This is a genomic window from Bacteroides sp. 1_1_14, assembly GCF_000162515.1.
Lineage (GTDB): Bacteria > Bacteroidota > Bacteroidia > Bacteroidales > Bacteroidaceae > Bacteroides > Bacteroides thetaiotaomicron.
Genome location: NZ_GG774709.1, coordinates 67317 through 82657, shown reverse-complemented (window position 1 = coordinate 82657; position 15341 = coordinate 67317). Strand labels below are relative to the sequence as shown.

At 42.4% G+C, this 15341-nt stretch carries 20 protein-coding genes; 3 read left to right on the top strand and 17 right to left on the bottom strand.

Going from position 1 to position 15341, the window contains the following annotated elements; translation table 11 throughout:
• Window positions 1–367: 367 nt before the first annotated feature.
• On the bottom strand, window positions 368–1660 hold the full coding sequence (gene metK, locus HMPREF9007_RS06305) for a methionine adenosyltransferase (RefSeq protein ID WP_008762826.1): 1293 nt from the start codon (window positions 1658–1660) through the stop codon (window positions 368–370).
• Between the two features lie 237 nt (window positions 1661–1897).
• On the opposite strand from metK, the gene HMPREF9007_RS06310 reads away from it, so the two are divergent.
• On the top strand, window positions 1898–2113 hold the full coding sequence (locus HMPREF9007_RS06310) for a hypothetical protein (RefSeq protein WP_225651565.1): 216 nt from the start codon (window positions 1898–1900) through the stop codon (window positions 2111–2113).
• On the top strand, window positions 2097–2288 hold the full coding sequence (locus tag HMPREF9007_RS06315) for a hypothetical protein (protein ID WP_008762824.1): 192 nt from the start codon (window positions 2097–2099) through the stop codon (window positions 2286–2288). The genes HMPREF9007_RS06310 and HMPREF9007_RS06315 overlap by 17 nt, the downstream gene beginning before the upstream one ends.
• Before the next feature lie 30 nt (window positions 2289–2318).
• Here the strand turns inward: HMPREF9007_RS06315 and folK are convergent, their stop codons facing one another.
• The 15 genes from folK to HMPREF9007_RS06385 form a co-directional block, all read right to left on the bottom strand.
• Window positions 2319–2801, bottom strand: a complete 483-nt coding sequence (gene folK, locus HMPREF9007_RS06320) for a 2-amino-4-hydroxy-6-hydroxymethyldihydropteridine diphosphokinase (protein ID WP_008762823.1) — start codon at window positions 2799–2801, stop codon at window positions 2319–2321.
• A 7-nt stretch (window positions 2802–2808) separates the two neighbouring features.
• Window positions 2809–3144 carry a hypothetical protein gene (locus HMPREF9007_RS06325; RefSeq protein WP_008762822.1) on the bottom strand — a complete coding sequence of 112 codons (336 nt, stop codon included), beginning with the start codon at window positions 3142–3144 and terminating at the stop codon, window positions 2809–2811.
• 16 nt (window positions 3145–3160) lie between these two features.
• Window positions 3161–4219: a tRNA preQ1(34) S-adenosylmethionine ribosyltransferase-isomerase QueA gene (queA, locus tag HMPREF9007_RS06330; protein ID WP_008762821.1), complete on the bottom strand. Its 1059-nt coding sequence runs from the start codon at window positions 4217–4219 to the stop codon at window positions 3161–3163.
• A 17-nt stretch (window positions 4220–4236) separates the two neighbouring features.
• On the bottom strand, window positions 4237–4959 hold the full coding sequence (gene truB, locus HMPREF9007_RS06335; RefSeq protein WP_008762820.1) for a tRNA pseudouridine(55) synthase TruB: 723 nt from the start codon (window positions 4957–4959) through the stop codon (window positions 4237–4239).
• 52 nt (window positions 4960–5011) lie between these two features.
• Window positions 5012–5806, bottom strand: coding sequence for an undecaprenyl-diphosphate phosphatase (locus HMPREF9007_RS06340; protein WP_008762819.1), 795 nt, complete (start codon window positions 5804–5806; stop codon window positions 5012–5014).
• Window positions 5807–5818: 12 nt separating this feature from the next.
• Window positions 5819–6052 carry a DUF3098 domain-containing protein gene (locus tag HMPREF9007_RS06345; protein ID WP_008762818.1) on the bottom strand — a complete coding sequence of 78 codons (234 nt, stop codon included), beginning with the start codon at window positions 6050–6052 and terminating at the stop codon, window positions 5819–5821.
• A 49-nt stretch (window positions 6053–6101) separates the two neighbouring features.
• Window positions 6102–6983, bottom strand: a complete 882-nt coding sequence (locus HMPREF9007_RS06350; RefSeq protein ID WP_008762817.1) for a permease-like cell division protein FtsX — start codon at window positions 6981–6983, stop codon at window positions 6102–6104.
• 3 nt (window positions 6984–6986) lie between these two features.
• A complete protein-coding gene (locus HMPREF9007_RS06355) occupies window positions 6987–7886 on the bottom strand; it encodes a methyltransferase domain-containing protein (protein WP_008762816.1) in 900 nt (299 codons plus the stop codon).
• Between the two features lie 771 nt (window positions 7887–8657).
• Window positions 8658–9077 carry a barstar family protein gene (locus HMPREF9007_RS06360; protein WP_008762815.1) on the bottom strand — a complete coding sequence of 140 codons (420 nt, stop codon included), beginning with the start codon at window positions 9075–9077 and terminating at the stop codon, window positions 8658–8660.
• Between the two features lie 73 nt (window positions 9078–9150).
• Window positions 9151–9873, bottom strand: a complete 723-nt coding sequence (locus HMPREF9007_RS06365) for a DUF4304 domain-containing protein (RefSeq protein WP_008762814.1) — start codon at window positions 9871–9873, stop codon at window positions 9151–9153.
• A gap of 217 nt (window positions 9874–10090) precedes the next feature.
• Window positions 10091–10375, bottom strand: coding sequence for a hypothetical protein (locus HMPREF9007_RS0125340; RefSeq protein ID WP_008762813.1), 285 nt, complete (start codon window positions 10373–10375; stop codon window positions 10091–10093).
• 95 nt (window positions 10376–10470) lie between these two features.
• Complete coding sequence (locus tag HMPREF9007_RS06370) at window positions 10471–10935, bottom strand: hypothetical protein (RefSeq protein ID WP_008762812.1); 465 nt, start codon at window positions 10933–10935, stop codon at window positions 10471–10473.
• Window positions 10936–10965: 30 nt separating this feature from the next.
• Window positions 10966–11241 (bottom strand): hypothetical protein, encoded by a 276-nt coding sequence (locus HMPREF9007_RS06375; protein WP_008762811.1) that lies wholly within the window; start codon window positions 11239–11241, stop codon window positions 10966–10968.
• An 85-nt stretch (window positions 11242–11326) separates the two neighbouring features.
• Window positions 11327–11764 (bottom strand): hypothetical protein, encoded by a 438-nt coding sequence (locus tag HMPREF9007_RS06380; protein ID WP_008762810.1) that lies wholly within the window; start codon window positions 11762–11764, stop codon window positions 11327–11329.
• Between the two features lie 254 nt (window positions 11765–12018).
• The gene (locus HMPREF9007_RS06385; protein WP_008762809.1) at window positions 12019–12351 is read right to left on the bottom strand and encodes a hypothetical protein; all 333 of its coding nucleotides are present in this window, start codon (window positions 12349–12351) and stop codon (window positions 12019–12021) included.
• 423 nt (window positions 12352–12774) lie between these two features.
• Here HMPREF9007_RS06385 and HMPREF9007_RS06390 point away from each other — a divergent pair, with 423 nt between their 5' ends.
• A complete protein-coding gene (locus HMPREF9007_RS06390; protein WP_008762808.1) occupies window positions 12775–13485 on the top strand; it encodes a helix-turn-helix domain-containing protein in 711 nt (236 codons plus the stop codon).
• Between the two features lie 192 nt (window positions 13486–13677).
• On the opposite strand, the gene miaB is transcribed toward HMPREF9007_RS06390, so the two are convergent.
• Entirely contained in the window at window positions 13678–15045 is a 1368-nt protein-coding gene (gene miaB / locus HMPREF9007_RS06395) for a tRNA (N6-isopentenyl adenosine(37)-C2)-methylthiotransferase MiaB (protein ID WP_008762807.1), read from the bottom strand.
• Window positions 15046–15341: the final 296 nt, after the last annotated feature.

Genomic DNA, 15341 nt, shown 5'->3' with positions numbered 1-15341 from the left:
TTCATTCAATTGTTGTACATCTCCGCCCCAAACGTTATACATCATCAACCTAACTGTAGTACTGAAACCCAGTAACTGAAGTACTTCTCACAACCAAGTCATGTACTATATACCACAACCCATACTTTGTGTCAGAAATCAAATATAGTCATCTGCTGTTTACAAGTTTGTCAACCGCAACAAATATAACGATTTTATTAATCATAACTTATAAACAGTTCAAATTCAACCTATTTATAAGTCGTAACTTATAGCATCACCCCGAATAACAAAAGCCGCAACTCATCTCTCCCGTATAAGAAGAGATGAGATTGCGGCTCACTATGGACTAAATAGCCGTAAAGCTATAAGCTGATTTCAAATAAAATTACAGACCAAAAGCTGCCTTGATCTTATCCACGTAGTCCAGTTTCTCCCATGTAAAGAGTTCTACTTCTACGGTCTTATTGCCCTCATAGCGGGAGAAGAACGTTTTCGATACCACTTGCGGCTCACGTCCCATGTGGCCATAAGCGGCAGTTTCCTGATAGATCGGGTTACGAAGTTTCAGACGCTCTTCGATAGCTTTCGGACGAAGGTCGAACAACTGGTCGATTACACGGGCAATCTCGCCATCGGTCATATTCACGTGGCTACGCCCGTAAGTGTCCACGAAGATGTTGATCGGGCGTGCTACACCGATAGCATAGCTCACCTGTACAAGCATTTCGTCGGCAACACCTGCCGCAACCATATTCTTAGCAATGTGACGGGCAGCATAAGCGGCACTACGGTCCACCTTGCTGGGGTCTTTTCCGGAGAAAGCACCACCACCGTGAGCGCCTTTGCCACCGTAAGTATCCACAATAATCTTGCGGCCTGTCAGACCGGTATCTCCGTGAGGACCACCGATCACGAACTTTCCGGTCGGATTGACGTGATAGACGATCTGATCATTGAACAATGCCAGTACTTTATCATGATGGATAGAAGCAATGACACGGGGCATCAGGATTTCGATAACGTCACGACGGATGATAGACAGCATTTCTTCGTCAGCTTTGAGCTGTGCTTCGGCAGAGTCATCAGCCGGCTGAATAAAGTCATCGTGTTGCGTAGAAACAACAATAGTATCAATACGGACAGGAGTTCCGTTGTCGTCATATTCAATCGTCACCTGGCTCTTGGCGTCCGGACGGAGGTAGGTCATCACCTTTTCTTCGCGGCGGATATCAGCCAGCACCTGCAGAATGCGGTGTGCCAGATCAAGCGAAAGCGGCATATAGTTTTCTGTCTCGTTCGTTGCATAGCCGAACATCATGCCCTGATCGCCCGCACCCTGTTCCATCGGGTCCTGACGCTCTACGCCACGGTTGATGTCGGGACTTTGCTCATGAATGGCAGAAAGCACACCGCAAGAGTTACTTTCGAACATGTACTCTCCTTTAGTGTAACCGATTTTCTTAATCACTTCACGTGCGATGAGCTGGAGGTCAACGTACGCTTTAGTTTTCACTTCACCCGCTAATACTACCTGTCCGGTAGTTACTAGTGTTTCGCAAGCTACTTTAGAACTGGGGTCGTAAGCCAACAGTTTGTCAAGCACGGCGTCCGATATTTGATCGGCTACCTTGTCGGGGTGTCCTTCCGACACCGATTCGGATGTAAATAAGTATCCCATCTTTTTAAATTAAAGATTATAAATTGAAAATTAAAATTGGGAAAATAAAGAGGGGAGGAAGAGAGCTGCGGAAGCATTGCCGAAAAGGCGTCAACAAGACGTGTTTTAGCATTTTTTTCCGTGGTTGCAAGCTGCTCAAATCTGTCCACACTTTCATTTCGGGGACAAAGATAGGTATTATTCGGAGATTATATTTATCTTTGGGCAATGTTTAACACATATATACAGGAAATTGGTATGAGAACAATTACATTAATGCAATATGTATTTTCCATTATCCTTCTAGTCATCATCTTCCTCGTCATGGATTATTTCTGGAAAGGAGACGAATTTTCATGGACGTATGAGTTTGCAAAAGGAGGAATCGGCGGAACTATCATCTGCCTTCTGAACCGTCATTTATTCCTCCGCCATCCTAATCCTAAACAGAAAAAATATGATTATCAACAATAAATTAAGAACTCTTTTTGTACTGGCGCTTTATATAGGATTCACCATTGCCATTTACGCCATTGTATGCCACTTCCTGAAGATTGAGTTTCAGGATATTCACTTGTTATATGCAGTATTGGTGGGCTGTGTGGCTTATCTGCCGAGGTTTATCGCCGAAAAGAAAAGTAAAAAGTAAAAGGATAAGCAAGGGGAAGAGAATGCTGTATTATTTTTCTATCTGCGCCAGCAGCACCTTCATTGCCTTTCCCAATACCGGATGCACCAGTTCGGGGGCAATCTCCGTTAAGGGGCGCATCACGAAGTCACGTTCCGCCATCAAAGGGTGGGGGAGGTTGAGTGCTGCTCCGGAAGGAGAAGTAACCGAAAGTATCAGATCATCATAAAGCAGCAGGTCTATATCAATCAGCCGGTCGCTATATACGCCACCGACAGACTTATGCGTACGTCCCAGTTCCCGTTCGATCTCCTGCGTCTTCTGCAGTACTTCCAGAGGCGACAGTTCCGTTTCTACACACGCCGCCGCATTCAAGAAACTATGCTCCGAATCGAATCCCCAAGGGGCAGTGATGTAAAAAGCAGACAGGGAAATGACTTTCCCTACCTGCTCCTCTATCTTTTGCACGGCAGTCCGGAGATTCTGTTCTTTATCTCCCAGATTAGTGCCGAGACTTATATACACTTTCGCCATTACCGGTCTATTCTACCTTAAACTCCCGCTCCCTGTCCAAAGGAACAAAGAACTCTACTTTGCCACATTTCGGGCAGACGTATAAGTCGAATGCTTCGCGATTCTGGAATAACTCAAACAAGTTTCCAAAAATGCCCGTGTTCATTCCTTCATGAAACTCATATTTTCCGGAATAAACCATCCTGACCTGACAACGCAGACAGTCGATAGACCGCCCGCTGTCATCATTCTCTTCCGCCGGAGTCATATCCAATATCTTATCGTCCGGAAAGCTGTAATTACAGTTCCAGCAGATTTCAAAGCTATCTTCTACTTCTTCGTGGCATTTGGGACAGATTTTCATAGCGGTATCTTTTCGTTTATTTATCCAGAATCAGCATCGCATCACCGTATGTACCGAAGCGATAACCTTCCTTCAACGCTACATGATAAGCATCCATCACCTGTTCGTAACCACCGAAAGCGGCCACAATCATCAGCAGTGTAGACAATGGCATATGGAAGTTGGAAATCATCGAATTGGCCACAGTAAACTCATACGGAGGGAAGATAAACTTGTTGGTCCAGCCTTCAAATTCTTTCAAATGTCCGTCGGTGCTCACCGCACTTTCGATAGCACGCATCACAGTTGTACCTACCGCACACACGTTTTTACCCTTATCCTTGGCACGGTTGACCGTATTGACAGCTTCCGCGTTTACAATCATCTGCTCGGAGTCCATCTTATGCTTCGTCAAGTCTTCTACGTCGATATCACGGAAGTTGCCCAGACCGGCATGCAAGGTGATATAAGCGAAATCAATACCTTTGATTTCCAGACGCTTCATCAGCTCACGACTAAAGTGCAGGCTGGCTGTCGGAGCAGTTACCGCACCTTCGTTCTTGGCGAAGATGGACTGGAAACGTTCCGAATCTTCCGGCTCTACAGGACGGTTGATGATGGAATGGGGCAGGGGAGTCTCACCCAGAGCATAGAGGGCTTTCTTGAACTCATCGTGCGGTCCGTCATAAAGGAAACGGAGCGTACGGCCGCGGGAAGTGGTGTTGTCTATTACTTCCGCTACCATCGAGTCGTCGGCACCGAAATACAACTTGTTGCCGATACGGATTTTACGGGCAGGATCTACCAGCACATCCCACAGACGGAGTTCTTCGTTCAGCTCACGCAACAGGAATACTTCGATACGAGCTCCCGTCTTCTCCTTATTACCATACAGACGTGCCGGGAATACCTTCGTATCGTTGAATATAAATACGTCTTTATCATCAAAGTAGTTCAAAACATCCTTGAACATCTTGTGTTCAATCTCTCCAGTACGACGGTGCAACACCATCAAGCGCGACTCATCTCTATACTTCGTAGGATGCAAAGCGATTTTATCCTCGGGTAACTTAAATTTGAATTGTGATAGCTTCATATCTATTCCTTATTACGTTAATTATTATCTTCGTCGTTTTCTATTTCCTGCCGGTCGATCCACTCTTTAAAGTGTTCGGGGTCCAGGCAATCTTCCAGACGGACATCCCCCACACGTGTGCGGATCAGTTCCGTCAGATGGGCTCCGCTCTGAAGCGCTTCGCCGATGTCACGGGCCAGGGCACGGATATACGTCCCTTTGCTGCACACCACGCGGATTCGGATCGTCGGTTCCGGATCGTCCAGACGGCATTCAAGCAACTCTATCTCATCAATAACAAGTTGCTTCGCCTTTAGTTCCACCTCTTCGCCTTTACGTGCCAGCTCATAAGCGCGCTTGCCGTCCACCATGCAGGCGGAAAAGGCAGGGGGCACCTGCTCGATGGCACCAAGGAAGTGCGTCAGTGTTTCTTCCACCAGCTCCCGGGTGATATGTCCGGTAGGGTAGGTGGCATCTATTTCATGTTCCAGGTCGTACGAGGGAGTGGTAGCGCCCAACCGGAGCGTGGCTACATATTCCTTGGTATGATACTGAAATTCTTCTATTCGTTTCGTAGCCTTGCCGGTGCAGAGGATCATCACTCCCGTGGCGAGAGGATCGAGCGTTCCGGCATGACCTACTTTCAGTTTTTTCACTCCTATCCGGCGGCAGATATGATAGCGGACGTGTCCTACTACCTTAAATGATGTCCAGCCGAGAGGTTTATTGAAAAACAGTACTTCTCCTTTTTTAAAATTCACGTTATAGAGTTATAAATAACGAGTTGTGAGTGGGAGTAAAATGACTCACGACTTACAACTGCGTAATAATTACTGCCAATCCCGCTATTGCACAATAGATGGCAAAGTAGATCAGCTTTCCTTTCTTCACAATATTAATCATCCACTTGCAGGCAAGGCAACCGGCTACAAAAGCCGCCAGAAAGCCAACAACCAATGATAACGCAGGGATATCCCCCACTACATCTTCACCTTTCATCATCTTTACACTATCAAGCAACGCTTCCCCGAGAATGGGAGGGATCACCATCAGAAAAGAGAACTGCGCCAGTTTTGCCTTGTTATCTCCCAACAGAAGTCCCGTAGCAATAGTAGATCCCGAACGGGACAGCCCCGGCAACACCGCACAAGCCTGTGCCAGACCAATGATAAAGGCATCTTTCATCGAAATCTTATCCTTTTGACGTGGCTTATAATAGTACGAGAATGACAGCAGGGCAGCAGTCAGCAACAGCATGCAGCCTACAATCATCAGTCCCGAACCGAAAATAGCTTCTACATAATCTTTAAAGAATACGCCTACAATACCAATCGGTATCATCGAAATCACGATATTGATCACATAACGAGTCTCATCGTTCATCTGAAACTTGAATAATCCTTTGAAAATCCAGTCAATCTCTTTCCACAGAATCACCAGCGTACTACATACGGTAGCTACATGCACGACAATCGTAAATGCCAGATTCTCTTCCCCTTGTATCCCAAACAATGCCGATCCGATGGCCAGATGGCCACTGCTGCTTACAGGCAAATACTCTGTCAATCCCTGAATCAATCCGAGGATCATTGCTTCCAACCAACTCATAATTTCTTTTTATTATTCTTTTGTTTTAGGTTTACGCAACACTGCGTATATCATCGATATAAAGCCAAACAGGCAAACAACAGGTGCTACCTTGATTCTGCGTACACTGAAAATATCCGGTTCGAAAACCGTTTCGGACGACGTAGGTCCCGTCATCAATAGAAATCCGATAATGACAATCGCCATCCCTATCGCGAGCAAGATAAAGTTCACTTTATCGAAGGCAAATTTCTGTTTGTCAGACATAAGCTTATTTTGTTACAAGTTACTAAATTTCCAACTATATGTTATTCTCCTAAATATAATATAAGGTATTGGCTTTCATCCTCAGATATTTATTCATCGAGATGTAAGCACACAACCACGTTATCACTATTCCGAATACCAGCACGCTGCCGCAGACAATGAGCATCACTTCGGGCGTGATGACCTGAATCAGCTCCTGTTCGTACGTCACCGCCCAGTAGGCAGTTCCCATCAGAATGGCATCGGCAAGCATACCTGCCAATACGCCGCTCCACACGTTTTTCCGCAGGAAAGGTCCACGGATAAAACTCCAGCTGGCACCCACCAGCTTCATGGTATGAATGAGGAAGCGCTTGGAGTAGATGGCAAGCCGTATCGTATTGTTAATCAGTGCAAAGGATATAAAGGTGAGCACCACCGCCAGCGCCAGCAGCACAAGGCTGATGTTCCGTATATTCTCATTGACGGCATCGATCAGCTCTTTCCGGTAGAGCACATCCTGTATGTTAGAGTTCTTCTTGATCATTTTCTCTATCTTCGCGATACTGTCGGAATTGGCATAATCGGAGTGAAGCTTGATTTCAAGGGAGGCCGTGAAAGGGTTATAGCCAAGAAACTCTTCGGGATCGGTGCCCATCGCCTCCGTCTGCTCTTTCAGAGCCTGTTTTTTGGAGATGTACTCGGACTGCTTCACAAAAGGTTCCTGATTCAGTTTCTTCTGGAGTTTCAGAATATCCGCCTCCTTCATGTCATCACTGATAAGAACGGAGAAACTGATATTTTCGCGGACGTATACAGACATATTGTGCGCCGTGAGCACAAAGAACACAACCAGCCCCAACAGCAGCAACACCAATGTCGTACTGATACTGGACGTTATGAATTGCATATCGAACAGTGACTTCGACTTATATCTGTTTTTATTTCCCATGCGCTATCTTTTTTTCCGGAATACGTAAATCATCGAACTGCTCCGTTCTTTCCGCCCCAACGTGCTGAACCACGCAAGCGTCCCCGCATACATCCCTTTGAGGAAACTGCACGAACTGCCGCGATGTTTCTCACTCAACATCGATACATAGAACGCATCAAACGGCATCGGATGACGAGCCGCCATAATGAATCCATGACGGGAAGCCAGCTGCTGAATAGTGACGGGAGTGAAATGCCAGAGATGGCGGGGGACATCGTATGCCGCCCAATATTCACCATAACGTCCTGCATCATAGGAAGAACAGTTGGGCACTGCCACAATGAGCATCCCTTTCTCTGCCAGCAGTTCACGAAGCATTTCCCATGTTTCATTGAGATGTTCCAGATGCTCCATCACGTGCCAGAGGGTGATCACATCAAAGCTACCGGGAGCAAACTCTTTCAAAGCTGATTCGGGTTTTACGTCCAAATCGAAATGCTCCTTTGCAAAAGCACGTGCCTGCGGACTTTTCTCCACTGCTTCCACCTTCCATCCACGGCGTGCCATGGTGTCGGCAAAGTATCCGGTTCCCGTCCCGATATCGAGCAAACGCCCTCTTTTACGGTGTGCTTCCCTTGCTACCAGACGCGCTTTGCGACCCAGCATATAGGAACGTACATAATGGTAGATGGTATTCATCGCGCCCTTGCGCGTATCAGTGTGGGAAATGTAATCGGGAGTCTCGTAATACTTGCCTATCTCTGCTTCTACCGGCACGCCTTGCGTGAACGTAAATCCGCAGTCTTCACACGAACACAGTTCAAACTGTTCGCCCGAAGCATAAAAATCCGTACAAGTCATGACGCGTTTCAAGTGCGTACTGCCACACACCGGACAAGCATTTATAATGAGTTTCTCCATTAATTTCTAAGCAAAATTAAGTGCTGCCTCGATTCACAAGACAACACTATTCCCGAATTTGGTGCAAAGAAACAAATAAAAAGTGATGGATTGGGCTTTCGTTAAGTACTTTTAATAATATAACGTTACTCTGACACTTATTTCAAAGTGTATCTCAAAACAGGGGATGAAATTAAATGTGAATCAACTTCCCTCAATCAGAACAGCCATTTCTCAGTACATGAAGAATGGATAGGAATCATCTCGTAGAATCAGAAATATACAACACAAGTACGGACTGAACAGGAAAAACGGAAGGATTCGCGATTGGCATATTTCCGAATCACACAGATTTTACTTTATAGCAATCAATAAAACATATATTAGATCAAAAACATGAAATCCGAACACATATTTCATAATTTAAGTTTCAATCTAATATTTTTGAATCCTTCTGTAACTGACGACATCCGGAGCAAAACAAGCACTCAAAGTACCTTTTTACCCATTCCTTTAAATGAAGCGAAGTGCTTCTCACCGACCAACGAGTCGTTCCTTTAAAACCAACGAAGCTTTTCTTTAAATGAAACGCCTCCTAACATTGGTAGTTATCATGCATATTTCACCTATCTATATCCAAAAGCAAGATCATTCCTGCATATTCTTGCATCTTTTTATGCAGTATTTCTTCTATTTGAATGAATCTGATCGACCTTCTTTCAAGGATAATCTTAAAAACAGAACAGAATCCCCCACATACACCTTCCTGAATCGGACTTTAATTTGATTGTTTTACAAATCAGTTTCTTTCAGATCATATTCACAACAATCTGCCTGCAGGCAATTATGTATCGTATCCATTATCTGTTTTCTTTCTTTTTGATTGAAGACAAAAGAGATATTATGGCCGGAATCATTCTTCCAGGAATCGATAGATTGTAAAACAATACTTATATATGTTCTAAAATCACCAGCAGGTAACTTTGAAATATCTTCATGAACAATAACAATATCAACTGTATCAATCCAATAGAAATCCAAATATAATTCACAAAGTGCATCCCAGTTCCTCCCAAAATAAACAGGAAAAGAAAGACCTTCTGAAAGCTTGGTATACAAATCTTCTTTATCAGATACTTTTGGAATATATCCCATGTAAGAATCTAATAATCTGTATTCACCAGGATCTTGAACAAAAAGTATATTTTTCATATCATCGTGATTAACGTTCATAACTCACAAACCTGAAAAATGCCATCCTCTTCTAAAACAATTATAGCCACAACTATTGGAGAGCTCCATCTTTATATGATTTCATTTCTATCATCCGCTTAAAATTTTCCACAAAGATCATATAGGCATTCAGACTTTTATTGTCCAAGGCATAGAGCTCCCCATTATCAGCTGCAAGACGCTCTAAAATCTCATAGTCTTCTTGCGAATGAACCTGCCCTAACATTTTTATTGCATTTTCTATACATTGCAATGCACGTTCATTATTTCCACGTAGATAATAAAAAATTGGCAAAAGATCATACTTCACTTCACCTATATGGAATTTATCACATTCTAGCCCATAGACTAAATTGTCCTCATCTGAAAACTCATTTAAATAAGGAAGACCATATTCAATAATGGCATCTGCCATACTGTTGACTTCTTTCTCCACATTTTCCTGATTCGAAAATTTCCATTCTTTAAAAGTATTTTCAGGCATTAAATATCCAAGAGGCGTACTAATTGTCGCATAAACATATTCCGGATATTTAAAAGGAAGAGCATTGTTCAATTGTGCACTCAACCTGTTTACATTCTTGTAGGCAACTCCAATAACCGGATTTAAATAAAAAGAATATTTCTGACCACAATTAGCAATTGTAAATCCTATATTCTGTATACGATTATCATCCAATTGGCGCACAAATGTATTTAGTACTTTTTTCTTAAATCCAAATTCTAAAAGTCTTTCTCCCAAAAGGAGCATTACTTTTTTTCTTAATTCCTTCATACGATTTCTATCTTAATTCCACACATTCGACAAGTACATCATAAAAACAATCTCTAGAAAGAACTAATCCTCATGATCACTTTTTTCTTCCGGATAGTAGCTTATCTCCCAGTTCAAATCATTAAGTTCCTCGATTGTATACCATTTTTCCTGTAACAAATGCGCTTGTGCAAACTCTTTATAGCTTTCATCATCAGGTTTGCCACTTAATGATTGATTAATATATACACACCAATAGTTTCATTCCGGAATAAAGACGTTTCTCCCATGCAAAGCCGCTTTGAGTACCTATTTGCAAAGCGGCATTCGCTTCTACATAATCATCTGTACGAATAGGACCATGATCCTTGAGATCATCACTATAACTATCCATATGCACCCACACAGGAATATCTGAATGATTGACGAAATTTACATAATCATGGGCATCTTTCTCACAGGCCATGAGAAATAAAAATGTGAAGACAAAAAGGAGGTTCTTAAAAAAACGTTCGCTATTCATTATAGTATTATTTAAGCTATTTGTAATGTTCTGTACAAATATAAAAAGAAAAGTGCGGACTCCCCAAAAATCCGCACCTTTACTTTATGATATTCTTAACGCTTTTTCTTCAACTGTCTAACCACTTCTTTAGTTGAAAGTAATTTTTTACTTCTATCAACAATCGCGGCATCATACCCACCACTTTCTACTTTTTGTTTAGCATCAAAAATATACAATGTACCAAAATAAAGCAAGGTGGAATCAGTACACACTTTTAAGCATTCTCTCTCCACTCTGAAATATTCTTTCTTACTACTTCTAATAGAGCCAATATTGCCTCTAAAAAAAGCGACCTTTGATTTACTGAAGTTAAAATCTTTTTCTGATATTCCAGCAACAGTATTTAAATATTTACCTTCCAACTCTGTCAGAAACGAACTATCATCCATCCCCATTTTATCTATATTGCTTAATATATCCTGAGGGATATTCTCATATTTATTTCTCATATGATATACTTGCGCCAACATATTGAAACTAATTATTGACAAGAGGCAAAATATTATATACTTTTTCATAATACGTAAAATTAATAGATATTGCGTTAGTTATTTCTCATTCCTCAAAAGTAATGCAATATTTTTTAGTTTTCGTATTGCATTTTCACTATCGCAACACTCTCTTAGTTTATCATTAGTGGACTTGATATAGGAATCAGACACACTCCCTTTTTCGACAAAGATTAAATCCTGAACAAGATCATCAATTATGGACCAAGATTCGTAATCCATCAATTCTTTTTCTTTCAAAGTAGCACAGCGAATCAATATATCTCCATCACCATGATACTTTTTATAAATTCTAAGATGCTCCAGCGTAATCATAATTTCATTGTATTATTCAACAGGATTTCATACGAGATAATCGCTAATACGATAAGTATATCATAAAATCAGTCTCTAGAAAGAACTAATCTCCACGATTACCTTTTTCTTCCGGATAGTAGTTTATTTCCCAATTCAACTCATTTAGCTCCTCTATTGTATACCATTTTTCCTGTAACAAATGCTCTTGTGCAAACTCTTTATAGCTTTCATCATCAGGTTTACCACTTAATGATTGATTATATACACATATTAGTAGCAAGCTACCAGGATACAAAGATCCTTCCCAAGCAAAGCCACCTCTAGGAGCAATTTGCAAATTCTCATGAGCTTCAACATAATTATCAGTAAGAATAGGCTTAAGATCCTTTGGTATTTCACTATAGACATCAGTATGTACCCATACAGGAATATCCGAATGATTGACAAAATTTATATATTCATGAGCATCTCTTTCACAAGCCGTGAAAAATAAAAGCGTGAAGACAAAAAGGAAATTCTTAAAAAAGCTTTGTCTATTCATTATAGTATCATTTAAGTTATTTGTAATGTTCTGTACAAATATAAAAAGAAAAGACTATAGCAAAAAACATATCATTATTAAAGAATCCTCTTAAAGCAGATTCTTTCTACTTCAAGAAGATTTTTTTCATTATAGTCTACTTCTTTTCAACTATAAGCACCATATCATGTAACTTTGTACCATTATAATACACATAATTAAATAATGAGACAATACCCATACCACCTATATCAGTCGAAAAAGAAGAGAAATAGTCAAAAAATCCGGCATACTGCCTCAAGCGTATTCAGTTTTTCTTTTTCTTGTTTCCATGAGATACTTTCTGCCACAACCTGACGGGCATGAAGAATAAGAAGCATCCGCAAAGCGGGGTCTTTCACCTCGGTTATCACCGGATAAGAAACAGGTTTGTTTTCAAATGATGTACATCGTCTCAAATCACGACGCTTGCGGGTGTTTGCCTTGCGACACTCCTTGCAATAATTGTCAAGGGCCCCGGTGCGTTTGTTTGTATAAAAGGCCTCATGCGGTAGCTCCCGCTTGCAGCACCCGCAAATGTGCAGAGATTGATTCATTAAAGGTTCCATATTGATTTTGCGTTTTAAAGTTTTCATGCTTAAATATTTGTTTATGTGATTATCGGACATATAGTTCCTGCATATTGGGGATATATGGCCAGCGTATTGGATCTATAGCTCCTGTATGCAGGATATATAGATGCTGTAAACCGGCTCAATATCACTGGTGTTCATCCGATACAGAATCTTCCGGAAGGGGGTGGATGAGGCATTTTACAACCTTTCATAAACTTTTTGCCGTTTTTCATGGTTATTCTATTTTTAATTTATATTTTTGAAACACATTTCTAAGTTTGCTGCTACAAAGACAAAGTAGTTTTCTTACATAAAACAAATGGTTTTAGAAATTAACGCTAAAAAATTACATAACTGACTATCAATGAACGAATAAGAAGTTCTAATATCTTTACACTAATTTAAAACAAGAATAAAATGGATACATTTCTAGATGTTTCGGGAATAGTAAAGCGTGCCAAGCAGGCGCTCAACTTTAAAAAGGATAGTGAACTGGCCAGCTACTTAGGTGTTTCACGTGCAACATTATCCAACTGGTGCGCCAGAAACCGGATTGACTTTCATCTGCTGCTCAACAAAATGAGAGATGTAGACCTTAATTGGCTGCTGGTGGGGAAGGGTACTCCCAGACATCAAGCCAAGTTCTGTGAAAGCGATTTAGCAAGCGGTGAGGTCCAGATGATTCACAACCCTAAAACAGTAGAGGCGTTGGACGACCGCAGTGTTGCCCTATATGATATTACAGCTGCCGCCAACCTGAAAACGCTGCTCACCAACAAGCGACAATATATGGTAGGAAAGATACAGATTCCAAGCATTCCCCTATGCGACGGAGCCGTCTACATCAGTGGCGACAGCATGTATCCGATACTGAAATCGGGAGACATCGTAGGCTTTAAAGAGATTAACAGTTTCGGCAATCTTATTTACGGCGAAATGTATCTGGTTTCGTTTACTATCGAAGGGGACGAGTACCTGGCGGTGAAATATGTGAACCGCTCGGAAAAGGAAGGATATCTCAAGCTGGTAAGCTACAACGCTCATCACGACCCGATGGATATCCCTTTCAGCACCATCAATGCAATGGCAATCGTGAAGTTCTCCATCCGCAGACACATAATGATGTAGTTTGACAACCACTCTCCGCCCTCCCCAAATAATATTATTTAGGCACGGATTTCACGGATTAACACGGTTTCAATAAACTAAAGCCATGTAATCCGTGAAATCCGTGCCTAAATGAAAGTCATAAAAGGGTTTTGACATCCTCTTTATATATTGTATAGCAGGTATATACCTGCCCAAATAGAGAATGATATACTAGACTTCTTCTCCTTTCAGCGTAGCCGAACTGGCTTCCGTCACCCGCACATTGACAAAATCGCCGATACGGTGCGTACCTCTGTCGAACACCACCACACGATTCTGCTCCGTACGACCGAACAACTGATCGCGCGAACGTTTGGAAACGCCTTCTACAAGCACTTCATACGTCTTGCCGATGCAACGTTGATTGGACTCCGCGGACAAACGGTTCTGCAAAGCGATAATCTCATTCAGACGGCGAACTTTCACGTCTTCGGGCACATTATCTTCAAGATGCTTCGACGCATACGTCCCCGGACGTTCGGAATATTTGAACATAAAGGCGGCATCATAGCCACATTCCTCCATCAGAGAAAGCGAGAGCTGATGGTCCTCTTCCGTTTCGGAATGGAAACCGGAGAAGATATCGGTAGTCAGTCCGCAATCGGGAATGATACGCTTGATAGCGGCTACCCGGTCCAAATACCACTCACGGGTATATTTGCGGTTCATCAGTTTCAAGATGCGGGAGCTGCCGCTCTGCACAGGGAGGTGGATATGCTTGCACACATTCGGCACTTGGGCGATCACTTCCAGCGTTTCATCGCTCATATCCTTCGGATGGGAAGTCGTGAAACGGATGCGCACGCCCGGAGCAGCTTCGGCCACCGTACGGAGCAGCATCGGGAAGGTAACCACTTCGCCCGTCGGCTTCTCGAACCGGTAAGAGTTGACATTCTGCCCCAGCAGGGTAACTTCCTTATAACCTTTGGCAACAAGGTCGGCCACTTCATTCAGAATACTTTCCACATCACGGCTGCGTTCGCGTCCGCGTGTATAAGGCACGATACAGTAGGTGCAGAAGTTATTGCATCCGCGCATGATGGATACAAATCCGGAAATGTGGTTGCCGCAGATACGCGACGGAATCACATCACGGTAAGTCTCGGTCGTCGAAAGATCTACGTTGATCGCTTTCTCGCCGGCCTCTACCGCGGCAATCAGCTCAGGCAACGTCAGATAAGCATCCGGACCGACCACCAGATCGACATGATGGTTCGTAATCAGATCATCCTTCACCCGTTCCGCCATACAGCCCAGTACGCCTACAATCAGGGCCTTCTTCTTTTTCTTCAGCGAGTGGAAAAACTCCAGGCGGTTCAGAATCTTCTGCTCCGCATTGTCACGGATAGAGCAGGTATTCATAAACACTGCGTCGGCCTCTTCCAGCGTTTCGGCTACCGAATAGCCCGCCATCTGCATCACCGAAGCGATCACCTCACTGTCCGCCACGTTCATCTGGCAGCCATAAGTCTCGATAAACAACTTCTTGTTGTCATCAGCAGTTGCGGATTTAAAGTCCGCTCCCGTTAATTCGTTCATATTCAAATCTTGTTTTAAATTTATCCGCAAAGATACGGCTTCGAATTCAATAAGCGGTAAAATGGTACGAAAATAACGCAAAAACTTGTAGTTCAGGCATTATTCTGATAATTAATGTTAATGAAATAAACATTTACGGGGCATATCCTTGCTAAATTTAATTTTATTTTTCACATTTGTGCAATGAAAGAAACATTAGATTTTTTCATAGTTAAGGTTTAGGTTAAAAAAATTAAGGGGAGCTGTGAAGCTGCCCTTTTTTCATAACAAAATGTTAGCTCAAACCAGATATAATG